Below are 21,983 nucleotides of genomic sequence, written 5' to 3'. Positions count from 1 at the left end.
CGCAGCCGGGCACGGGCCCGGCTCGGGCCCGTCGAGGCGTGTCAGACCAGCGCACGCACCGACGCGTACGCATCGGCGACGTCGCGGGTGGGCAGGTCGTACACCCGCACGATTCCGGCATCCCCCTGGTGCTCCGGCCAGCCGGGATCACCCGTGGTGAGGAACGCGACGGCGGCATCGTGCAGCTCGTCGGCGAGTTCCTGCGGCGGATTCGGTCCGGCGAGCGCCTCCATCGAGGGGCCGTCGAGGCAGTCGAAGAAGAACGGCACGTCGAGGCAGTGCTCCGCGAAGCCGAAATGCCCTGACGGCCACGAGAACCGGTAGAGCCAGGTGGGCGCGTCGCCCCGGGCGGCTGCGATGCGGGGAACTCCGCTGCGGAACATCCGATCGGTGAGGACGCGACCGGCGAGGCGGGCCTTGCCGAGACGGGCGACGTCGGCGTTCGCGGCGAGATAGTCCGCGCGGATCGTCTTGCGCAGGCCCAGCGGGGTCAGGAGGACGCCCTGCGGCACCCAGCGCAGCGCCCTCGCGGCGCTGCCCGTGAACGCCATGGTGAACTCGTCGTCGGCTGCGCCGATCACGAGCGGCTTGTCGGCACCGACGCCGGCACGCAGAGAGTCAGGGGTCGGACGTACGAGAAGGTCGCCGTCGATCGCGGGACCGAGCGGAAGCCCCTCATCGATCATGCTGGTCATCGACGACGGACCGAGCTGGGTGGCCTTCTTCTGCAGGGCGAGCAGACGCTCTTCCGCGACCGATGAGAATCCGGCCACGGTGGGGTCGACGCTCGCCGCCGCAGCGAGCGCCCGCCCGAATGCCTCGGCTCGCGGCGCCGCGACATCGCCGAGCGCTCCCGAGATCGCATAGACGCCGTGGAACAGGTGCTGCGCCTTCTCCATGCCGAGCAGGGTCAGCACGGCGCCGCCGCCCGCGGACTGTCCGGCGATCGTCACCCGCTCGGGGTCTCCGCCGAATGCGGCGATGTTCTGTTGCACCCATTCGAGAGCGAGCAGCCAGTCGCGCACGCCACGGTTCGACGGGGCGTCCTCGATCCAGCCGAATCCGTCGAAGCCGAGCCGATACGAGATCGACACGGTGACGACGCCGTCGCGGTTGAAGTTCCGGCCGTCGTACCAGGGGCTCGCCGGAGAGCCCGCGAAGTATCCGCCGCCGTGGATCCACACCAGCACGGGAAGACCCGCCGCCGTGGGATCGGGCGTGAAGACATTGACGTTCAGAGTCGAGTCGCCCTCGACACTCGGCTCGGGGATCAGTGTCACCCCGGGATCGCCGCGCTGGGCGGTCGCAGCGAACTCGAGGGCGTCGAGCATGCCGTCCCAGGGCGCCTTCGGCACCGGCGCCTGGAACCGCAGGTCACCGACCGGCGCCTCCGCGAACGGGATGCCGAGGAAGGCCGCCGACCGCGGTGCGCCCCTGTCTCCGGTGGTCGGGCGCCACCGCCCGCGAACCCGCCCCGCGGCGGTCTGCACCTCGACGTACTCGGTCATGACTCTCACACTCTCACGCCGAGACTCTCTCCCCGCCGAACGGCAGCCCGGGATGTGTCCCGTCGGTCGATCCTCGTCCCGCATGTTCCCGCCACGGACCGCGCCCGTCGCCTAGTGTCGACGTCATGGTCTACCCCCGCGCCTACTTCTCCGCGATCACGAACGAGGCCGAGTTTCTCGCCGACTACGAGCCCTCGCTCGCACGGTGGGCAGACGAGGACGGATCGACCCTGCTGATGCGAGCCCTCCGCAACGCCGATCCCGCCAGCCGGGTCGCGATCGCCACGCGACTGCTCGACGACGGCGCTGATGCCGCCGCAGCGACCGAGAGCCACGTGAACGCTCTGCACGTGTTGCTGAGCGCGACAGCACACGATTTCACCGCCGAAGCGCCTCTGCTCGCCCGCCTGATCGATGAAGGTGCGGATATCAATGCCGACAGCGGCAGTCGGTGGGGCACGCCGCTGCAGACGCTCAGTCGCACGCTCAAGTTCTCCGACGAGACTCTCGCTCCGTTCTACGACGTCCTGTTCGCCCGCCCCGGTCTCGATGTGACCACCCCGAGCAGCGTGGGACGCAGCGTCACCGAGAGCGCACAAGCCGCCATCAGACGCCGCGCCGACCTGCTCGCGCGTTGCCACGCGCACACGAGAACCCACGCACCACGCTGACGCCTGTTGCGGCAGGCGAGCATCCTTGCTGAGAGTGCTCCGCGTGCGGGGCTACTCCCCGACGCGGGTCACCACGGCATCGGGCATCCGCTCGGTCATGACGCGCACGGCCTCGGGGTTGTCGTCGACGAGCACCGCGTCGCGCCCGAGAGCCGAGGCGACGGCCCCGGCGGTGCCGCTGCCGGCGAAGAGGTCGAGCACACGGTCGCCCGGACGGCTGGACGCCCGCACGATGCGCCGCAGGATGCCCTCGGGTTTCTGCGTCGGATATCCGGTCTTCTCGCGGCCGGTCGTCGGCACGATCGTGTGCCACCACACGTCGGTGGGCAGCTTGCCTCGGGCGGCCTTCTCTGCCGTGACGAGGCCGGGAGCCATGTACGGCTCGCGATCGATGTCGTCGGAGTTGAACACGTACTCGCGGGGGTTCTTCACGTAGACGAGGATCGTGTCGTGCTTGGTGGGCCAGCGACGGCGGGACTTCGCACCGTAGTCATAGGCCCAGATGAGCTCGTTCAGGAAGCAGTCGCGGCCGAAGACCGCATCGAGCATCACCTTCGCGTAGTGCGCCTCGCGGTAGTCGAGGTGCAGATAGAGGGTGCCGTCGTCGGCCAGCAGTCGCCACGCCTCCTCGAGTCGCGGCATCAGGAAGGCGCCGTAGTCGTCGAAGCGGTCGTCGTAGGTGCGGAGCATCCCGCGCACCCGCTCATAGGCGTGGCCGTGGAACCCGTGCCGCACCTCGGCCGGCGGCGCCGCCGGTTCAGAACTCAGCACGATCGGCGTGACCGCCGCATCCGACCCGCGGGATTCCGGGAGTCCGACTCCGGACGCACCCGGTTCTTGCTGAGTCGTGAACGTGCGACGGGCGGTGACCACCTGTCGCTCCTGCGTCCGGCCCGTGTTGAACGGCGGGTCGAGGTAGACGAGCGTGAACGACGCCGACGGCAGGGTCGCCGCGACGGCGAGGTTGTCGCCCTGGATGATCGAGACGTCACCGCGGACGACAGGAGCGGGATCCACCGCCCCGGGATCAGACGAGAGGTCAGGCGCGGGGTCGGTCACGGAACCCGGTGCAGCCACGTGTCGGTGGCGAACTTCGACTCCACCAGAGCCTCGGCATCCGCGTACTCGACGGCGCTGATCGTGCCGTCCTCCGCCGAGGTGAGCGAGCGGAAGGTGTCCTTGAAGCGCTCGATGATCTCGGCCCGCGCGAGGCCGGTCTGGCTGCGCAGCGGATCCACTCGCTTCGCGGCCGACGTCGTCCCCTTGTCGCTGAGCTTCTCGCGGCCGATGCGCAGCACCTCGGTCATGGTCTGGCCGTCGATGTCGTACGACAGGGTGGCGTGGTGCAGCACTCCCCCGTTGGCGAGGCGCTTCTGCGCGGCTCCGCCGATCTTGCCCGACGAGCTCGCGATGTCGTTGAGCGGCTGATAGATCGCATCGATCCCCAGCGAGCGCAGCGCCTGCAGCACCCAGTCGTCGAGGAACGCATAGGAGTCGGCGAAGGTCATGCCCTGCACGAGGGATGCCGGCACGTAGAGCGAATAGGTGATGATCTGCCCTGCGGCCATGAGCATCGCGCCACCGCCGGAGATGCGGCGCACGACGTCGAAGCCGTGCCGGGCGGCGCCCTCGGGGTCGACCTCATTGCGGTACGACTGGAATGAGCCGATGACGACGGCCGACTGGTCCCACTCCCAGATGCGCAGCGTCGGGCGACGGCGCCCCTCGCCGACCCGAGAGGTGAGCACCTCGTCGAGCGCGAGGTTCATGCGCGGCGAGACCGCCTTCTCGTGCACGATCTCCCAGTCGAAATCGTTCCAGCCGGGAGCCGTGACCAGGGCGCGGCGCACGGCGGTGCCGACGGCTTCGGGCGTGAAGCCCAGCAGCTGCGCGCCCTCGGGGAGCGCACCGCGCACCGCGGCGGCGATGGCCGTGGCGTCCGTCTCGACGGGCAGCCCGGTGACCGCCCGGTCGATGTCGTCGAGCGCCGTGTCGGGTTCGAGGAAGAAGTCGCCGGCGAGCCGGAAACGGGCGATCCTGCCGTCTTCGACCTCGAGGTCGACGACGACGAGCTTTCCTCCTGGAACCTTGTATTCACCGTGCACGGTTACAGCTTAAGGCGGGGCCGTCAGGTCGGCGCGGTACGCCGCGGAATCAGCGCCCGTGCACCACCGCGCGCTCTCCGGCGCGGATCGGCGCCGAGAAGCGGTTGCCCGGCGGCGGCTGAGGACACACGTACTGGTCCGAGAAGGCGCACGGCGGCAGGTAGGCGCGGTTGAAGTCGATGACCACCGAGCCGTCTGATGCCGGTTCCTCGACCGGCAGGAAGCGGAACCGATAGGTCTCGGTGCCGTTGGTCCCGTCGGCGAAGACGGCGCTCAGGCCGCCCTGCGGCGCACGCGTCGCGGCCAGCGCCACCGCGACACCGTCGAGCGTGAACCGCAGCCGTCCGGCGAGGTCGGTGTCGTGCGAGCGCCCGTCGATCGAGGTCACGGTGATCGTCTCGCCCGGCGTGGGCTCGAACACCGCCGGGATCCGCCATCCCTCCCGAGGCGGATACGCGTCGATCGCGCTGAACCGCTCGCGCTCGGGGCGTCGGGGGTTGAACACCCGCAGCGCGACCTCGCCGCGCCGGTCGAACACACGCAGCTCGCGGCGTCCGAGCCGCAGCGTCTCACGGCCCCTCAGCGTGACGACCGACCCGGCCGTGCCGAGATCGCTGCCGCGGATCCCTCCGTCTCCCGTGAGCGCCCAGAGACCCGGGACCCCCTCCACGGCGGCGGGTTCGGTGATGAGCCAGTTCGTCGACTCGAGCGCGGCCGGGCCGTACTCCGCGCCGGCATAGCGCTCCCGCGCGTCGTGCCATGCACGCCACTCGTCTTCGAATCCCACCCCGCACCTCCCTCTCGCCGTGAATCTATGCGGAGGAGAGGCCGATATGCCGGGATGACGTCACGCGGATTCACCCGCTGTAACGTCCGTTCACGGGGCGTAACACGCCGACGCGCGAGCCGACCGGATGATGGCGCGGCTCGCCCGGATCGAGGCGACGGTCAGCGAGCGGGAATGCGGGTGTCGAGCCACGACAGGATGTCTGCGCGCACCTCGTCCTGCTGCAGCTCGTTGAAGATCTCGTGACGCGCATCGGGGTAGACCAGCGTCGTGATGTCGGTGAGTCCCGATCGGGTGCGGTACTCGTCGGCGAGCTTGTGCACGCTGCGCGGACCGCCGACCGGATCGTCGCGACCGACGAGCAGCAACAGCGGGATGTCGCGGCCGAGGTCCTTGCGCGGACGGCCGTAGAGCTTGGCCGCCTCGACGGGGCCGAACAGCTTAAGCAGCGGCTGGTTCGTGGTGAGCGGATCCTCGTCGAACGCCGTCCACACCGCCGGATCGCGGCTCAGCCACTCGAGGCCCGTGGCGTCGTCGGCGGCCCAGCGGGCGTTGAGCGGTGCAGCGTTGAGCGATCCGGGCGTACGCAGAGCCGAGCCCGAGAGGATCACCGCATCCCATGCCTCGGGGTGGTCGTTCACGAGCATCTGCGCGAGGAATGATCCCCACGAGTGCCCCAGCAGCACGAGGGGCAGGTCGGGGTGCTCGTCCTTGATGATGCCGGTGAGCTGCCAGATCGCCGCCTCCGCCGCACGCAGACCGCCCTTGCCGAGTCGACCGAGCTTCTCGGGTCCGCCGTGCTGACGGATGCCGGTGCGCCCGTGCCCCCGATGATCGTCGGCGTAGACGATGAATCCGGCCTCGGTGAGCGCGGCGATCAGCGCGCCGTACCGACCGGCGTGCTCGCCCACCCCGTGCAGCAGCTGCACGACTCCCCGCGCATCACCGACCGCCGGGTGCACGTCGTAGACGATGGCGATGCCGTCGGCATCCGTGAATTCGCGCGTATCGGTCACGCCCCCACCCTACTGAGAGTGCGCGACATGCGTCAGGCCGACCGCGTCGGACGCGTCAGCTCGACAGCGCGGCGATGACGCCCTGGGCGATCTCGAGATCGGTGACCTCGTATCCTCCGACGCCGTCCGCGGCGGAGCCCATGCGCACGCCGCCGTCTTCGCTCACCGTGCGCTTCGCGGAGAAGTGCAGGGCGTCGACACCGGCGGCGGCGAGGGCGGCGGCGCTGGCGGCATCCACTCCGCTGCCCGCCATGATCTCGATCTCGCCGGCGGCCTCGGCGACGAGCGCCCGGAGCGTGTCGATGCCGTCGATCGCGACCGAGGCGCCGCCCGAGGTCAGCACGCGGCGCAGGCCCAGCGAGCGAGCGGCGACGAGCGTGGCGACGGGGTCGGGGGTCACGTCGATCGCGCGATGCAGGGTGACGGATGCCGCCCCGGCGGCGTCGCGCAGACGCCGCATGGCGGGGATGTCGAGCAGCCCCTCGTCGTCGAGGGCGCCGATCACGACACCGTCGGCTCCCGCCTCGATCGCACGTCGGACATCGTTCTCGGCGATCGCGATCTCGTCGGCGGAGTAGCGGAAGCCGCCCGCCCGAGGCCGGACGAGCACGTGCACCTCGACACCGACGGCATGCGCGGCGTCGATCGACAGGTCGAGGGTCGCCGGCGACGGAGTGAGGCCGCCGAGCGAGAGGGCCTGGGCCAGCTCGACGCGCGCGGCGCCGACGGCTCCGGCGATGCGCACTCCGGCGGGATCCTGGACGGCGATTTCGATCGCGGGGGTTCGGGTCACCCGTCCATTGTGACCCGTGCTGCGGGTGCGTCCTGCCACCGACTTCCGATCCGGGCGAAAATTACTTAGACTGTCTAAGTAATGTCTGCGCCTGATGATTCCCTCCACCTCACCGCGACAGACCTGCGCATGGCGACGTTCCGGCTCGCACGGCGCCTGCGATGCGCTCGCGCCGTCGACGCGATGAGCGACGCGCAGCTCGCGGTGCTCGCGACGCTGCGCATGCACGGTCGCCGCACCATCAGCTCCCTGGCCGAGCGCGAGCGGGTCACCGCGCCGTCGATGACGAACATGATCAACGGGCTCGAAGAGCAGGGATTCGTGCTCCGCACTCCGGATGCCGAAGATCGCCGCCGCGTGCAGGTCGACATCACCGAGGCAGGCACCGAGATCGTGGAGCAGACCATCCGACGAAGAGACGAGCTGCTCGCCGAGATGCTCGGCGAACTGGACTTCACGGAGGACGAATTGGCGACGCTGCGCGCAGCGAGCGCCCTGATGCGAAAGGTGGTCGACCGATGAGCGCGATGTTCCGTTCCTTCTCGAACATCAACTACCGCATCTGGTTCGCCGGTGCCCTCGTCTCGAACATCGGCGGGTGGATGCAGGCGACCGCCCAGGACTGGGTCGTGCTCACCGAGCTCACCGACAACGACGCCGCGGCCATGGGCGTCACGATGGCGCTGCAGTTCGGTCCGCCGCTCGTGCTCGTGAGCCTCACCGGATGGGTCGCCGATCGCTTCGAGCGCCGCCGCATCCTGCTCGCCACCCAGAGCGCCCTGCTGATGCTCGCGATCGCCGTCGGCGTGCTGCTGCTCAACGGGGTGATGACGCTGCCGATGATGTTCTGCTTCGCTGCGGCGTTCGGTGTCGTCAACGCCTTCGACGCCCCCGCGCGGCAGGCGTTCGTCTCCGACATGGTCTCCGCCGGCGACACGTCCAACGCGGTCGCCCTCAACTCGGCATCCTTCAACCTGGCCCGCATGATCGGCCCGGCCGTCGGCGGCCTGCTGATCGTCGCGATCGGCTCGGGCTGGGTGTTCATCGCGAACGCCGTGACGTTCCTGGCGATGCTCGTCGCGCTGCTGATGCTGCGCACCGGCCAGCTCGCACCGCGCCTGAAGAACCGCCGCCCCGGCGGACTCGCCGAGGGCTTCCGCTATGTGTGGGGGCGCAGCGATCTGCGCGTCGTGTTCGTGACGGTGTTCCTGATCGGCGCCTTCGGCATGAACTTCCCCATCTTCGCCTCGACCATGGCGATCGAGTTCGGGGCGGGCGCCGACGGGTACGGAGTGCTGAGCTCGGTGCTCGCGATCGGCTCGCTCGCCGGTGCGCTCCTGGCTGCCCGGCGTGACCGAGCCAGGGTGCGTGTCGTGATCTTGGCTGCCGGGGGATTCGGCGTCGCGGCGTTCGTCTCCGCATCCATGCCCACGTATCTGACGTACGCGATCACGCTGACGTTCACCGGGTTCATGATCGTGACTCTGCTGACGACCGCCAACGGCTACGTGCAGATGACCACGGCGCCTGCCCTGCGCGGCCGCGTGCTCGCGCTGTACATGGCCGTGATCATGGGCTCGACGCCGGTCGGCGCCCCGATCGCCGGGTGGGTGGCCGACACCTTCGGGCCGCGCACGGCGATCATGCTCGGCGGCACCGCCGGTTTCGTCGCGTGCGCGATCGGCGCCATCTGGGTCTTCACCTCCGGACGACTGCACCGCTCCGAGGGCAGCCGATTCCTCATGACGCTCGACGAGACGCGACCGCTGAACATCGTCGACGAGGCCGAGATCCTCGAGAAGAAGGCCGAACCGGTCGAGTTCAGCGACGAGGCAGCCGTCACCACGCCGATCCGCACCTCGAAGAAGGACTGACCGCGTTCTGACCGGGCATCGCGGGCGGAACGCGTGAGACCGGTTTGTCAATGCCCTCCACGCGCAGGCGGGGTGGACGTACCGTCACGTCATGGACCAGAACACAGGACGCACCCCGCACCCCGAGCAGCCCGCAGAAGGCTCCCCCGACGTGATCCCCGAGCACAACACCGCTCCTGACGGCCAGTCGACGGCGGACGCCGGGCGTCAGCCCGACGAGCTCGACGGAAACGCCCAGGGCTCCAATCAGGGCGGCGCGATCCAGGGCGACAGCTCGCACGGCGACTCGCCGCGCGGTGCCATCCAGGGCGACGCCGACGACGAGAACGCGCAGGGCGCTGCCCAGGGCGGCGCCATCCAGGGCGACAGCTCGCACGGCGAATCACCCCGCGGCGCCATCCAGGGCGACGCCAGCCCCGACCGCGACGCGGCCATCGGCGGCGACGAGAACACCGAAGACCAGCTGACGGCCGACAACGAGGTCGAGCAGGACACCCTGCGCACGCTGGACCCGAACGACACCCCGGCCTGAGCGCGCGGGAACGACGAAGGGGGCGGATGCCGCAGCATCCGCCCCCTTCGTATCATTCAGCAGGTGACTGTGCTCAGCCGTTGCCGAGCGTCGATCCGGCCTTCGACTTGGCGGTCTTGCTCGACGAGTCAGTCCCGAGGACTCGACCCGCCTTACTCAACTGCCCCTTCGAAGGCTTTGCGGATGACCGTGACGATGACTTCGCCATGATGCGATCCTTCCTGCTCGAGGTGGAGGCAAACCGCGCATGTCGCGAAGCGCTATACGAACGTCTAGAGGCAAGTGGTCCTACCAAGACAACTCAGCCCCGACAAGAAGATCGTCTGCGCCGACTACGGCTTTCAGACTTATCGCGGTAACGCGTATCACCGCGTGCTCATCTCGGGGACGAACTACGTCGCTCAGACGTCGAGCCTCAATGAGTCCCGGCTGGGATGCAACGCAAACTAGTTGTGCTGCTGGTTGGTCTGGGCCTCATCGCTGTCGCGTGCACATCGTGCGCCCCGGACCAACCACAGCTCACGCCATCGCCGACCCTGGGAGAAGACATGTCGTTTCAAGCCTTGCGAGACTTGCCCGACCATCCCCCTGCGCTCCTCGTTGAGGGTGAAACGATCGCCCCGTACATGGTGGACTGGCGAACCGGTCAGGAACAGCGAGTTACGCCGACAGAGCGCATCGATGGTGTGCCACGAATCAAAGCCGCTAACGCGGAACAGATCCAGGCGGACCTCATTAATACTGTGACCCCGTCAGGCCTCACAATCGGTGTCTACCCTGGCAGCCTCATCGATATCGATCCGACGGTTCCACCCGAGAGGATCTACGACTGCTTGGCGGCAGAACCCTGCCCCCTCACGATTGCAGCAGAAGCGGGAACAGTGCCCCTCCAGTCGCTGCTGCCTGACAAACAGGGGGCCGCGGTGTTCGTGGTGACCGCGACCTACTTCGCCGAGAGCTCCGGTACACCCTTCGCGAATACGCTGGCGTGGGTCTTCGAACTCACTCCATGACCCAGAGGGCCATCCGGTGGCTTGGAGACGCTTGTCACCAAGCCACCACCCCTGCACCGTGGGGATCCCCCCGGCTTCTCCCGGTCGACCGTCTACCGAGCTATGACCGCGGCCGGCCGTGAACCCTGGCCACAGAGGCGTTCCCAGACCTTGTTCCAACATGGCTATGGTGTACATGTCTGGCCAGACGTCACCGGTCAGGATTGCGTTCAGAGCCTGATGGTTGAGGCCGCAATCCTTTGACACCGAGCGGACGCTTTTCCCCTTCGCGTCAATCGCATCACGAAGCGCAAGCGCAAAGGAAGCCGCGACTCGCCCGGCGGACTCTGATGTCTTCCCCTTTGGCCAGGGAGACACCAGATTCGGCCGGGTGAGTCGCGGCTTCCTAGACATCACTGTCCCAGCGATGCGTCCTCGAGACCGATCTCAACAAGTAGCTCGATGTCTCGGATAGCTGCACGCTGTCCACGTTTAGCTTGCCTATCTCATCTTTTCCGAGGGCCTACAGCTACGCCGCATTTCTCGGAGCGCAGTCTTTGTCCAACTCTGGCCATCTCGGTCGGCGATTGGCCAAGTAGAAACGCCTAGAGGCCAACTAGTGGTGTCCCCCGTCACTTGGGTGGTGTGCGGCGCCGCAATGCGCGACGCCGCACAGTGACTCAGAAGTCCCAGTCGTCGTCTTCCGTCGCCTCGGCCTTGCCGATGACGTACGACGATCCCGAACCCGAGAAGAAGTCGTGGTTCTCGTCGGCGTTCGGCGAGAGAGCCGACAGGATCGCCGGGTTCACGTTCGTGACGGTCGAGGGGAACATCGCTTCGTAGCCGAGGTTCATCAGCGCCTTGTTGGCGTTGTAGTGCAGGAACTTCTTGACGTCCTCGGTCAGGCCGACGCCGTCGTAGAGGTCCTGCGTGTACTGCACCTCGTTGTCGTAGAGCTCGAACAGCAGGTTGAAGGTGTAGTCCTTCAGCTCCTGGCGGCGCTCCTCGGTCTCCTTCTCGAGACCCTTCTGGAACTTGTAGCCGATGTAGTACCCGTGCACGGCCTCGTCACGGATGATGAGGCGAATCAGGTCGGCCGTGTTCGTGAGCTTCGCCTTCGACGACCAGTAGATCGGCAGGTAGAAGCCCGAGTAGAACAGGAACGACTCGAGCAGCGTCGAGGCGACCTTGCGCTTGAGCGGGTCGTCGCCCTGGTAGTAGTCCATGATGATCTGAGCCTTCTTCTGAAGGTTCGGGTTCTCAGTGGACCAGCGGAACGCCTCATCGATCTCCTTCGTCGACGCGAGCGTCGAGAAGATCGAGGAGTAGCTCTTCGCATGCACCGACTCCATGAACGCGATGTTCGTGTACACGGCCTCTTCGTGAGGCGTGATCGCGTCGGGGATCAGCGAGACGGCGCCGACGGTGCCCTGGATCGTGTCGAGCAGCGTCAGACCGGTGAACACGCGCATGGTGAGCAGCTGCTCATCGGGCGTGAGCGTGTTCCACGACTGGACGTCGTTCGACAGCGGCACCTTTTCAGGCAGCCAGAAGTTGTTCACCAGGCGGTTCCAGACCTCGAGGTCCTTGTCGTCCTGGATGCGGTTCCAGTTGATCGCCTGAACCTCATTGACAAGCTGAAGTTTCTGCCCTGTCATTCGTCTTTCCTCATTTCGTCCTGTGCATTCTGACGGTCATCGACGCAGCATGCGCACGTGTCCTTGAACACGCCTTTGTTTGAGTGATACCTGGTGTGCGCGCTTCGCCTGCTGGATGGCATCGGCTTGCCTGCGCGGGTCATCGACATCTTGAGTCGAGTCTCGACGCTCGCGGATGTTCCGAAGTTGGGATTCAACTCGCCTTTCCGCATCTCGGAGAGCCTCGCTTTTGCCTGCTCGGACATCCGATGTCCGAACTTCGGATGCTCGGGTCCGAACTTCGCGAAGTTCGGATTCCTCTCCCCAGCGTTCATGCCTTTGCGCTGAGCGGACCAACTGGCTCGCTGCTCCTCGGAACGTCGAGCCCCCCAGCTCGGATGATCCGGACCGGAGCCTATATCCGGTCGTTTCCTTCCTCGCGATCGCTGACCCGCGGCTTCACGCTGTGCCTCTGTCCAGACGTGCCCTTGAGGTCCCAGGCCGCCGTCAATCCAGCTTTGCTCGGCGAGACCCAAAGCCTCAAGTTGGCTGCCCATCACTATCTCAACGGGTTCGAAATACACCTCTACTTGCTCTGAATCGCGCGCACGGATCCAGTCGTAAAAAGGTGTTCTCTTCCCCGCCCGCGCAGATTTCAGGTGCTGCCTGCTGCGAACTCCCACGGACTTCGTTGTCATGCCGACATACCGATACTCGGGCGAATCGTAGCGGCGGACCGCGTAGACGAGACCGATGATCGGCCATCCGCCTACGCGATCCCTCAATTCCAGCATGATCATCTCTCGCCGATTACAGCATGCAGCTGACGCATTCCGCCATGTCGGTGCCCTCGAGCGCCATCTGACGCAGACGGATGTAGTAGATCGTCTTGATGCCCTTGCGCCATGCGTAGATCTGAGCCTTGTTGATGTCACGCGTCGTGGCGGTGTCCTTGAAGAACAGCGTCAGCGACAGGCCCTGGTCGACGTGCTGGGTGGCGGCGGCGTAGGTGTCGATGACCTTCTCGTAGCCGATCTCGTACGCGTCCTGGTAGTACTCCAGGTTGTCGTTCGTCATGAACGGCGCCGGGTAGTAGACGCGGCCGAGTTTGCCTTCCTTGCGGATCTCGATCTTCGACGCGATCGGGTGGATCGACGACGTCGAGTTGTTGATGTACGAGATCGAGCCGGTCGGGGGCACCGCCTGCAGGTTCTGGTTGTAGATGCCGTGCTCCTGGATCGACGCCTTCAGCGCCACCCAGTCCTCCTGCGTCGGGATGTGCTTGCCCGCGAAGAGCTCCTTGACCTTCTCGGTCTCGGGAACCCAGGCGCGCTCGATGTACTTGTCGAAGAACTCCCCCGACGCGTAGGTCGAGTCCTCGAAGCCGTCGAAGGCCTGCTTGCGCTCGATCGCGATGTTGTTCGAGGCGCGCAGCGCGTGGAACAGCACCGTGTAGAAGTAGATGTTCGTGAAGTCGATGCCCTCTTCGGAGCCGTAGTGCACGTGCTCGCGGGCGAGGTAGCCGTGCAGGTTCATCTGGCCGAGGCCGATCGCGTGCGAACGGTCGTTGCCGTCCTCGATCGAGCGGACCGAGCGGATGTGGCTCTGGTCGCTCACCGCGCTCAGCGCACGGATCGCGGTCTCGACCGTCTGGCCCAGGTCATCGGCATCCATCGACAGCGCGATGTTCATCGAGCCGAGGTTGCAGGAGATGTCCTTGCCGATCTGGTCGTACGACAGGTCGTCGTTGTACGTGGTCGGCGTGTTCACCTGCAGGATCTCGCTGCAGAGGTTGGACATGTTGATGCGGCCCTTGATCGGGTTGGCCTTGTTCACCGTGTCCTCGAACATGATGTACGGGTAGCCCGACTCGAACTGGATCTCGGCGATCGTCTGGAAGAACTCGCGCGCGTTGATCTTCGTCTTCTTGATACGCGGGTCGTCGACCATCTCGCGGTACTTCTCGGTGACCGAGATGTCGCCGAAGGGGACGCCGTAGACCTTCTCGACGTCGTACGGCGAGAAGAGGTACATGTCCTCGCCGTTCTTCGCCAGCTCGAACGTGATGTCGGGCACGACGACGCCGAGCGACAGCGTCTTGATGCGGATCTTCTCGTCGGCGTTCTCACGCTTGGTGTCGAGGAAGCGCATGATGTCGGGGTGGTGTGCGTTGAGGTACACCGCGCCCGCACCCTGACGCGCACCGAGCTGGTTGGCGTAGCTGAAGCTGTCTTCGAGGAGTTTCATCACGGGGATGATGCCCGAGGACTGGTTCTCGATCTGCTTGATCGGCGCACCGGCCTCACGGATGTTCGAGAGCAGGAGCGCCACTCCGCCGCCGCGCTTGGAGAGCTGGAGGGCGGAGTTGATGCCGCGGGCGATCGACTCCATGTTGTCCTCGATGCGCAGCAGGAAGCAGCTGACGAGCTCGCCGCGCTGGGCCTTGCCCGAGTTGAGGAAGGTCGGGGTCGCGGGCTGGAAGCGGCCGGAGATGATCTCCTCGACCAGTGCGACGGCGAGCTGCTCGTCGCCGCCGGCGAGGCCGAGGGCCGTCATCACGACGCGGTCCTCGAAGCGCTCGAGGTAGCGCTTGCCGTCGAACGTCTTGAGCGTGTAGCTCGTGTAGTACTTGAAGGCGCCGAGGAACGTCTCGAAGCGGAACTTCTTGCCGTAGGCGAGGTCATTGAGCTTCTGGATGAACTCGAGCGAGTACTGCTCGATCACGGCCGGCTCGTAGTACTCCTTCTCGACGAGGTAGTCGAGGCGCTCCTTGAGCGAGTGGAAGAACACCGTGTTCTGGTTGACGTGCTGCAGGAAGTACTCGCGCGCCGCCCGCTTGTCGGCGTCGAACTGGATCTTGCCGTTCGCGTCGTACAGGTTCAGCATCGCGTTGAGGGCGTGATAGTCCAGGCCCTCGTAGGTCGGGTTCATCTTGAACGCCACCGTATCCGTCACTGAGTCGGCTCCTGCCTGCTCGTCAACTGCGGTACCCACCGTCGCTCCAATCCGTCGCTCACGCGATCTACATCGTCTTGTGTGCCGAAGATCTCGAGCCGATACAAGTGAGGCACGTTGCACTTGCGGCTGATGATGTCACCGGCGAGACAGAACGAGTCGCCGAAGTTGGTGTTGCCCGCCGAGATGACTCCGCGGATGTGACGCCGGTTGCGCTCGTCGTTGAGGAACCGGATGACCTGCTTGGGCACCGCGCCTCGTTCGACGCCGCGCCCCTCACCCCCGCCATAGGTGGGGGTGACCAGCACGAAGGGCTCGTCGACGACGAGTTCTTCCTGCTGTCGGAGAAGGGGAATGCGTCGGGCCGCGAGCCCGAGCTTCTCGACGAAGCGCGCGGTGTTACCCGAGGCGCTCGAGAAGTAGACCAGGAGCGGCGCGGCGGTCGCGACGGCGCTCATGGCGGATCACGCCAGACGCGAGGCGAGCTCGTCGATCTTGTCGGGGCGGAAGCCCGACCAGTGACCCTCGTCGGTGACGACGACGGGTGCCTGCATGTAGCCGAGCGCCTTGACCTGCTCGAGCGCCGTGGCGTCCTCCGACAGGTCGAGGATCTCGTACTCGATGCCCTTGGCGTCGAGCGCGCGGTAGGTGGCGTTGCACTGAACGCAGGACGGCTTCGTGTAGACCGTGATCGACATCTTTTCGCTTCCCCTCACATCTCTGGCCTGCATCTGAATCAGGCTGTTTTCCGGTAGACCCTCACCGGGATCTCAATACTACATATAGGTACGGACATTCAGGGTGACCACTAGGGGTAGTAGTTACATACGTGTAGTTTTCCACCGCTCTCCACTGTTACAACACAGGTTCTCCACCGTTTCTTCCACAGGCACAGCCCCCTTGACAGTGCCTCCGAACCGCGAGAAATCGCGGCTGGGAACGACCTGTGAGAGATCCATCCACAGGGGGGACGATACGGCCGACCTCGGACATCGGATTTTCTGTGGAAACTCGGTTTGGGCGTGTCGCGGCGTGTCGCGGAGGAGCCGCTTGGACCCGCGTCCGCGCCTCCCGGTAGCGTTGACCCGTGGCGGGATATCGGGACCTTCTTCGCACGCCCGGAGTGGCGCGCATGATCGCTGCACAGCTGACCGCTCGCTTCCCCAACGGGATGACCTCGCTCGCGATCCTGCTGCACGTCGAGCAGCAGACCGGGTCATACGGCTCGGCGGGCCTCGTGCTCGCCGCGACGAGCGTCGGGCAGGCCGTCGCCGGCCCGATCACGAGTCGGTGGATGGGCGCCTGGGGCATGCGCCGCGTGCTCACCCTGACGCTCAGCGTCTGCGTCGTCGCCGTGCTGGGGCTCGCGCTCCTCCCCCTCAGCATCCCCGGCTACATGATCCTGGGCATGATCGCCGGCCTCTCGACCCCGCCTGTGCAGGCCGCCGTGCGCACCATCTATCCGAAGCTCGTGAACTCGAAGCAGCTCACTCCGCTGTTCTCCCTCGATGCCTCGCTGCAGGAGATCATCTGGGTCATCGCGCCCGTCGTGATCACCCTCGTCTCGACCCAGGTCGGCACCGCCGAGGGTCTCCTGCTCGTCGCCGTCGTGCTGGTGGGCGGCGGGGCATGGTTCATCCTCTCGCCCGAGGTCGGTCGCGTGCGCATCCCCCGCAGCCGCAACGCCCTCGGCAAGGTCGTCCTCAAGCCGCCCGTGCTGCTCGCCACCGTCATCGGGTTCCTCCTCATCGGCGCCTGCTCCGCCGTCGAGGTCGGCGTCGTCGCCACGTTCGAGCACGGCAGCCTCGCCGCCGGCCTCGTGCTCGCCGTCTTCTCGGTCGGCAGCCTCGCCGGCGGACTCGCGTTCGGACACATCCCCATCGGCCCCTGGGCGATGGCCCGCCGTCTCGCGATCGTCACCGTCGGCCTGGCGCTCACCATGTTCTCCCTCAACGTGTTCTGGCTCGGCGGCACGCTGGTCCTCGCCGGCATCGGCATCGCGCCGGCCCTCGCCGTGCTGTTCGCCATCACGACCGCGAGCGTGAAGTTCAGCGAGACCGCCGAGGCGTTCGGCTGGGCGGGCACGGGACAGCTCATCGGTGCCGCGGCGGGCTCGGCGGTCGCCGGCTTCCTGGTCGACGCGACGGATCCGCGCGGCGCCTACCTCGCCGCGACACTGTTCGCCGCAGCCGGCCTCGTCGTCTCGATCGTCTTCGTCCGCTCCTTCCCCGACCTGCGCCATCGCGACGCGAGTCCCCACCCCGACACCGAACCCCTGGCGGTCACCCCTTCATGAGCTCTGCCCCCTCCCCCGCATCCGCCGCCCCCGAGGTGGTCTGCATCGGCGAGTCCATGGGACTCGTCACCGCTCTCGGCGCCCCGCTCGCCGAGACCGAGACGGCTGCGCTCGGTCTGGCGGGAGCCGAGGGCAACGTCGCGGTCGGGCTCGTGTCGGCAGGGCACCGCGCCGCGTGGGCCTCACGCCTCGGTGACGACCCGATCGGCGTGCGCATCTCGACCGAGCTCGAGCGGCGCGGCGTCGACCTCTGGGTGACGACGGATGCGGATGCTCCCACCGGCGTCATGTTCAAGGACCCCGGCGTGGAGTCGTCGTCGGTCTACTACTACCGGCGCGGTTCGGCCGCCTCGCTGATGGCACCGGGGTTCCTCGACGCCGCCCAGCTCGCCGGCGTCCGCATCGTGCACACCACGGGCATCACCCCGGCGCTCTCGCCGTCCTGCCGCGCGATGGTCGATCAGCTGTTCGTCGACGCTCGCGCCGCCGGCGCCCTCGTGTCCTTCGACGTCAACGATCGCCGCGCACTGTGGACGATGCAGGATGCCGCCGACACTCTCGCCCGCCTCGCGGACGCCGCCGACATCGCCTTCGTCGGACGCGACGAGGCCGAGCGCATCTGGGGCACCGCGACCGCCGCCGAGATCCGCACCCGTCTGCCGCACTGCGGGCTGCTCATCGTCAAGGACGGCGACGTCGGGGCGACCGCGTTCCTCGGCGACGACGAGCCGGTGTTCGTGCCCGCTCCCCGTGTCGAGGTCGTCGAGCCGGTCGGCGCCGGAGACGCGTTCGCGGCCGGGTTCCTCGCCGCGACCCTCGACGGCGCAGATCTGTCGGCACGGCTGTCCGCGGGCCACACCGCAGCGGCCCGCGTGCTGACGACGCACGGCGACCTGCCGCCCCTCGACTGAGCTCCGCAGGCCTCACCGCCGCGAGCCGGTCGTAGGCTTGCTGCATGCCCGCACCGCTCACGCTGCCCCGCATCTCCTGGGGCGACCCGGCATCCGATCGTCGCGTTCTCCTCGTGCACGGGCTCGGCTCGTCCGCGGCTCTCATGTGGCGCGTCGGCACCGACCTCGCCGACGCCGGATGGCATGCGACCGCCGTGGATCTGCGTGGCCACGGCGACGCCCCGCGCGCCCTCGACTACTCGGTCGCCGCCTACGCGGCAGACCTCGCCACGACGACGCCCGACGGAGGGGGACCCTGGGATGCCGTCGTCGGCCACTCGCTCGGCGGGGCCTCCAGCACGGCGGCGGCGGCATCCGCTCCCGAGTGGACGCGCCGACTCGTGCTTCTCGATCCGGCGATCCTCGTCGGCGGCCGGGATGCCGCGATCGTCCGCAGGAGCCAGGAGCGCGCCTTCGCCGACAACAGGGTGGAGCTGGTGCGGCAGGAGCATCCGCACTGGCACCCGCAGGACTGGGAGCTGAAGGTCGACGCGGTGCACCGCGCCAGCGCCTGGGCGGTCGAGCAGACGAGTGCGCAGAACACTCCGTGGGACGTCACTGCGGATGCCGCCCGGCTGACCGTTCCCACCCATGTGATCGCCTCGGATCCCGCGGTCTACAGCATCTTCACCGGCGAGGTCGCGGCCGGCGTCCTCGCCTCCAACCCCCTCGTCACGATGTCGGTCGTCGAGGGCGCCGGGCACTCGCTGCACCGCGACAAGCCCGAAGAGACCGTCCGACAGCTGAGAGAGGCACTCGCGTGAGCACCTTCGATCCGACCGCCTACCTTCCCGACGACCTTCTCGAGCGCATCCGCGAGCGGGCCCCGATCCACGACCGCGAGAACACGTTCCCCGAGCAGGACCTCGATGAGCTCCGCGACGCGGGATATCTGTCGATCCTCGTGCCCGCCGAACGCGGGGGCGCGGGGCTCGGCCTCGCCGAGGCGGCGATCCTGCAGCAGCGTCTCGCGACCGCCGCTCCCGCCACGGCGCTCGCGATCAACATGCACCTGGTGTGGACCGGCGTCGCGAAGGTCTTCTCCGACCGCGGCGTGCCGGGTCTCGAGTTCGTGCAGGACGGCGCGGTCGCGGGCGAGGTCTTCGCCTTCGGAATCAGCGAGGGCGGCAACGACCTGGTGCTGTTCGGGAGCGACACCGAGGCCGCGCCCACCGCCGACGGAGGCTACGCGTTCACCGGCACGAAGATCTTCACCTCGCTCGCGCCCGTATGGACGAGGCTCGGGCTGCACGGCCTCGACACGACGAGCGCCGACGCTCCGAAGCTGGTCTTCGCCTTCGTCGACCGCACCGACGCGGTCGTCACGGGCGACGACTGGGACACCCTCGGCATGCGGGGCACCCAGAGCCGCACGACGCGTCTCGACGGAGCCGTGGCGGATGCCGCGCACGTGGTGCGTCGCATCGATCCGGGCCCGAACCCCGACCCCATCGTCTTCGGGATCTTCTCCGTCTTCGAGATCCTGCTCGCCTCCGTCTACACGGGCATCGCACGCCGTGCCCTCGACCTGGCGGTGCTCACCGCGCAGATGCGCCGTTCGAAGAAGACGGGTGCGACGTACAGCCAGGATCCCGACATCCGCTGGCGCATCGCCGACATGGGCCTCGCGTACGACGCGCTCCCACCGCAGATCGCGGTGCTCGCCCGCGATGTCGATGAGAGGGTCGACAACGGCGCTCGGTGGTTCACCCTGCTGTCGGGCGTCAAGCACCGGGCGATCACGATGTCGAAGCACGTCGTCGATCAGGCGATGCTCGTCGCCGGCGGCGGCTCGTACTTCTCGTCGAACGAGCTGTCGCGTCTCTACCGGGACGTCCTCGCGGGCGCATTCCATCCCTCCGATCCCGAATCGGCGCACTCCACCGCGGCGAGCGCCTGGCTCGGACCCCTCGAGGCATAAGCGCGATATTCTGCGGTTTCACCCCTGAGGCTCTGCCGATTCTGCGGAATCAGTTGAAGACCGGCCGCTGCGGTGCGAGGATCGCATCATGGCGTCCTCGAAGAAGCACCCCCCACTGGACGATGTCGCGAAGACGATCATCGAACTGCTGCAGGAGGACGGGCGACGCTCGTACTCCGACATCGGGCGAGAGGTGGGACTGAGCGAAGCCGCCGTCCGCCAGCGCGTGCAGCGGCTCACCGAGTCCGGCGTGATGCAGATCGTCGCAGTGACCGATCCGATGCAGCTCGGCTTCCCCCGGCAGGCCATGATCGGCGTCCGCGTCTCGGGCGACACGAGGGTCGTGGCCGAGGCCATCGCCGAGATCGCCGCCATCGACTACGTCGTCATCACCGTCGGCTCGTTCGACATCCTCGCCGAGGTCGTCTGCGAGGACGACGAGGACCTCCTCGCCCTCATCAACGATCACATCCGCCCGATCGACGGGGTCCTGTCGACCGAGACCTTCATCTACGCCAAGCTGCAGAAGCAGCTCTACAACTGGGGGACCAGATGAGCACGCAACGCCCGACACCGTCCGAGGCCGAACTCCAGACCATGGCCAAGGACCACCTGTGGATGCACTTCACACGGCAGTCCACGATGGAGAAGAGCGGCGTCCCGATCATCGTCAAGGGCGACGGTCACCGCATCTGGGACTCGAAGGGCAAGGAGTACTTCGACGGCCTCGCCGGTCTCTTCGTCGTCAACGCCGGCCACGGCCGCCGTCGCCTCGCCGAGGCCGCGGCGAAGCAGGCTTCCGAGCTGTCGTTCTTCCCGCTGTGGTCGTATGCGCACCCGGCCGCCATCGAGCTCGCCGACCGACTCGCGGCCGAGGCGCCCGGCGACCTGAACCGGGTGTTCTTCTCGACGGGCGGCGGCGAGGCGGTCGAGACCGCGTTCAAGCTCGCGAAGCACTACTGGAAGCTGATGGGCAAGCCCACCAAGCACAAGGTCATCTCGCGATCGGTCGCCTATCACGGCACCCCTCAGGGCGCACTGGCCATCACCGGCATCCCGGCGATGAAGTCCATGTTCGAGCCCGTCACCCCGGGTGGGTTCCGCGTGCCGAACACCAACTTCTACCGCGCGGCCGAGATGGGCGGCCCGAGCGACGACCTCGAGGCCTTCGGCCGCTGGGCCGCCGACCGCATCGAGGAGATGATCCTGTTCGAGGGCGCCGACACGGTCGCCGCGGTCTTCCTCGAGCCGGTGCAGAACTCGGGCGGATGCTTCCCGCCTCCTCCCGGATACTTCGCCAGGGTGCGCGAGATCTGCGACCGCCACGACGTGCTCCTCGTATCGGACGAGGTCATCTGCGCGTTCGGTCGCCTGGGCCACACCTTCGCGTGCACGGGCCTCGGCTACGTGCCCGACATGATCACGTGCGCCAAGGGCATGACGAGCGGCTACTCGCCCATCGGCGCGACCGTCATCAGCGACCGGATCTACGAGCCGTTCTCGAAGGGCGACGTGTCGTTCCCGCACGGCTACACGTTCGGCGGGCATCCGGTCTCGGCGGCCGTGGCCCTCGAGAACCTCGCGATCTTCGACGAGGAGGGGCTCAACGAGCACGTGCGCGAGAACTCGCCCCTGTTCCGCGCCGAGCTCGAGAAGCTCCTCGACATCCCGATCGTGGGCGATGTGCGCGGAGACGGCTACTTCTTCGGCATCGAGCTCGTGAAGGACAAAGCGACGCGGGAGACCTTCGACGACGACGAGTCCGAGCGGCTGCTGCGCGGCTTCCTCTCCCCGCCCTGTTCGAGGCCGGGCTCTACTGCCGTGCCGACGACCGCGGCGACCCCGTGATCCAGCTCGCACCGCCGCTGACGGTGGGACCCGCGGAGTTCCGTCAGATCGAGCAGATCCTGCGGAGCGTGCTCACCGACGCCCAGTCGGTGCTCTGA

21 protein-coding genes and 1 pseudogene are annotated in these 21,983 nt (G+C 67.4%); 11 read left to right on the top strand and 11 right to left on the bottom strand.

The features are described from left to right. Nucleotides 1–41: 41 nt before the first annotated feature. On the bottom strand, nucleotides 42–1,508 hold the full coding sequence (locus ACZZZF_RS13805) for a carboxylesterase/lipase family protein (protein WP_463498903.1): 1,467 nt from the start codon (nucleotides 1,506–1,508) through the stop codon (nucleotides 42–44). 125 nt (nucleotides 1,509–1,633) lie between these two features. Between ACZZZF_RS13805 and ACZZZF_RS13800 the strand changes: the two genes are divergently transcribed. Next, entirely contained in the window at nucleotides 1,634–2,179 is a 546-nt protein-coding gene (locus ACZZZF_RS13800) for a hypothetical protein (protein WP_053097774.1), read from the top strand. A 51-nt stretch (nucleotides 2,180–2,230) separates the two neighbouring features. Here the strand turns inward: ACZZZF_RS13800 and ACZZZF_RS13795 are convergent, their stop codons facing one another. From ACZZZF_RS13795 to ACZZZF_RS13775, 5 genes are all read right to left on the bottom strand, one after another. Beyond that, nucleotides 2,231–3,256, bottom strand: a complete 1,026-nt coding sequence (locus tag ACZZZF_RS13795; protein ID WP_463498900.1) for a DNA-methyltransferase — start codon at nucleotides 3,254–3,256, stop codon at nucleotides 2,231–2,233. Then, complete coding sequence (locus tag ACZZZF_RS13790; RefSeq protein WP_463498897.1) at nucleotides 3,235–4,284, bottom strand: lipoate--protein ligase family protein; 1,050 nt, start codon at nucleotides 4,282–4,284, stop codon at nucleotides 3,235–3,237. The genes ACZZZF_RS13795 and ACZZZF_RS13790 overlap by 22 nt, the downstream gene beginning before the upstream one ends. Before the next feature lie 49 nt (nucleotides 4,285–4,333). After that, nucleotides 4,334–5,071, bottom strand: a complete 738-nt coding sequence (locus tag ACZZZF_RS13785; RefSeq protein WP_053097777.1) for a DUF1684 domain-containing protein — start codon at nucleotides 5,069–5,071, stop codon at nucleotides 4,334–4,336. 161 nt (nucleotides 5,072–5,232) lie between these two features. Then, nucleotides 5,233–6,087, bottom strand: a complete 855-nt coding sequence (locus tag ACZZZF_RS13780; protein WP_053097778.1) for an alpha/beta fold hydrolase — start codon at nucleotides 6,085–6,087, stop codon at nucleotides 5,233–5,235. Nucleotides 6,088–6,142: 55 nt separating this feature from the next. Then, the gene (locus ACZZZF_RS13775; protein WP_285364359.1) at nucleotides 6,143–6,880 is read right to left on the bottom strand and encodes a copper homeostasis protein CutC; all 738 of its coding nucleotides are present in this window, start codon (nucleotides 6,878–6,880) and stop codon (nucleotides 6,143–6,145) included. Between the two features lie 81 nt (nucleotides 6,881–6,961). On the opposite strand from ACZZZF_RS13775, the gene ACZZZF_RS13770 reads away from it, so the two are divergent. The 4 genes from ACZZZF_RS13770 to ACZZZF_RS13755 all read left to right on the top strand — a co-directional run bounded on the left by ACZZZF_RS13770 (nucleotide 6,962) and on the right by ACZZZF_RS13755 (nucleotide 10,299). Further along, entirely contained in the window at nucleotides 6,962–7,402 is a 441-nt protein-coding gene (locus ACZZZF_RS13770) for a MarR family transcriptional regulator (protein ID WP_056279186.1), read from the top strand. Nucleotides 7,403–7,407: 5 nt separating this feature from the next. Beyond that, nucleotides 7,408–8,754: an MFS transporter gene (locus ACZZZF_RS13765; RefSeq protein WP_082298048.1), complete on the top strand. Its 1,347-nt coding sequence runs from the start codon at nucleotides 7,408–7,410 to the stop codon at nucleotides 8,752–8,754. Between the two features lie 91 nt (nucleotides 8,755–8,845). Next, nucleotides 8,846–9,286 carry a hypothetical protein gene (locus ACZZZF_RS13760; protein ID WP_082297898.1) on the top strand — a complete coding sequence of 147 codons (441 nt, stop codon included), beginning with the start codon at nucleotides 8,846–8,848 and terminating at the stop codon, nucleotides 9,284–9,286. 548 nt (nucleotides 9,287–9,834) lie between these two features. Further along, nucleotides 9,835–10,299 (top strand): hypothetical protein, encoded by a 465-nt coding sequence (locus ACZZZF_RS13755; protein WP_463498894.1) that lies wholly within the window; start codon nucleotides 9,835–9,837, stop codon nucleotides 10,297–10,299. 659 nt (nucleotides 10,300–10,958) lie between these two features. Here ACZZZF_RS13755 and nrdF read toward each other — a convergent pair. From nrdF to nrdH, 5 genes are read right to left on the bottom strand one after another with little or no spacing between them, the layout of a single operon-like run. Then, a complete protein-coding gene (nrdF, locus tag ACZZZF_RS13750; protein ID WP_053097786.1) occupies nucleotides 10,959–11,936 on the bottom strand; it encodes a class 1b ribonucleoside-diphosphate reductase subunit beta in 978 nt (325 codons plus the stop codon). Next, a complete protein-coding gene (locus tag ACZZZF_RS13745) occupies nucleotides 11,933–12,715 on the bottom strand; it encodes an NUMOD3 domain-containing DNA-binding protein (protein ID WP_463498891.1) in 783 nt (260 codons plus the stop codon). The genes nrdF and ACZZZF_RS13745 overlap by 4 nt, the downstream gene beginning before the upstream one ends. A 10-nt stretch (nucleotides 12,716–12,725) precedes the next feature. Then, nucleotides 12,726–14,846: a class 1b ribonucleoside-diphosphate reductase subunit alpha gene (gene nrdE, locus ACZZZF_RS13740; RefSeq protein ID WP_053099256.1), complete on the bottom strand. Its 2,121-nt coding sequence runs from the start codon at nucleotides 14,844–14,846 to the stop codon at nucleotides 12,726–12,728. 20 nt (nucleotides 14,847–14,866) lie between these two features. After that, a complete protein-coding gene (gene nrdI / locus ACZZZF_RS13735; RefSeq protein ID WP_463498888.1) occupies nucleotides 14,867–15,328 on the bottom strand; it encodes a class Ib ribonucleoside-diphosphate reductase assembly flavoprotein NrdI in 462 nt (153 codons plus the stop codon). Between the two features lie 6 nt (nucleotides 15,329–15,334). Beyond that, nucleotides 15,335–15,568, bottom strand: a complete 234-nt coding sequence (gene nrdH / locus ACZZZF_RS13730) for a glutaredoxin-like protein NrdH (protein WP_042537838.1) — start codon at nucleotides 15,566–15,568, stop codon at nucleotides 15,335–15,337. A gap of 389 nt (nucleotides 15,569–15,957) precedes the next feature. On the opposite strand from nrdH, the gene ACZZZF_RS13725 reads away from it, so the two are divergent. From ACZZZF_RS13725 to ACZZZF_RS13700, 6 genes and pseudogenes are all read left to right on the top strand, one after another. Next, nucleotides 15,958–17,166, top strand: a complete 1,209-nt coding sequence (locus ACZZZF_RS13725) for an MFS transporter (RefSeq protein ID WP_187250725.1) — start codon at nucleotides 15,958–15,960, stop codon at nucleotides 17,164–17,166. After that, the gene (locus ACZZZF_RS13720) at nucleotides 17,163–18,077 is read left to right on the top strand and encodes a sugar kinase (RefSeq protein WP_072591928.1); all 915 of its coding nucleotides are present in this window, start codon (nucleotides 17,163–17,165) and stop codon (nucleotides 18,075–18,077) included. Before ACZZZF_RS13725 ends, ACZZZF_RS13720 begins: the two co-directional genes overlap by 4 nt. A gap of 44 nt (nucleotides 18,078–18,121) precedes the next feature. Continuing rightward, a complete protein-coding gene (locus ACZZZF_RS13715) occupies nucleotides 18,122–18,880 on the top strand; it encodes an alpha/beta fold hydrolase (protein WP_072591929.1) in 759 nt (252 codons plus the stop codon). Then, nucleotides 18,877–20,037 carry an acyl-CoA dehydrogenase family protein gene (locus tag ACZZZF_RS13710; protein ID WP_053097792.1) on the top strand — a complete coding sequence of 387 codons (1,161 nt, stop codon included), beginning with the start codon at nucleotides 18,877–18,879 and terminating at the stop codon, nucleotides 20,035–20,037. Before ACZZZF_RS13715 ends, ACZZZF_RS13710 begins: the two co-directional genes overlap by 4 nt. A gap of 88 nt (nucleotides 20,038–20,125) precedes the next feature. Next, a complete protein-coding gene (locus tag ACZZZF_RS13705; protein WP_053097793.1) occupies nucleotides 20,126–20,593 on the top strand; it encodes an Lrp/AsnC family transcriptional regulator in 468 nt (155 codons plus the stop codon). Further along, nucleotides 20,590–21,983: pseudogene (locus tag ACZZZF_RS13700) on the top strand (aspartate aminotransferase family protein). Before ACZZZF_RS13705 ends, ACZZZF_RS13700 begins: the two are co-directional and overlap by 4 nt.

Source organism: Microbacterium sp. AC215, from assembly GCF_979258645.1.
Note: the sequence above shows the minus strand (reverse complement) of the source record. Positions and strands in the feature narration are given on the sequence as shown.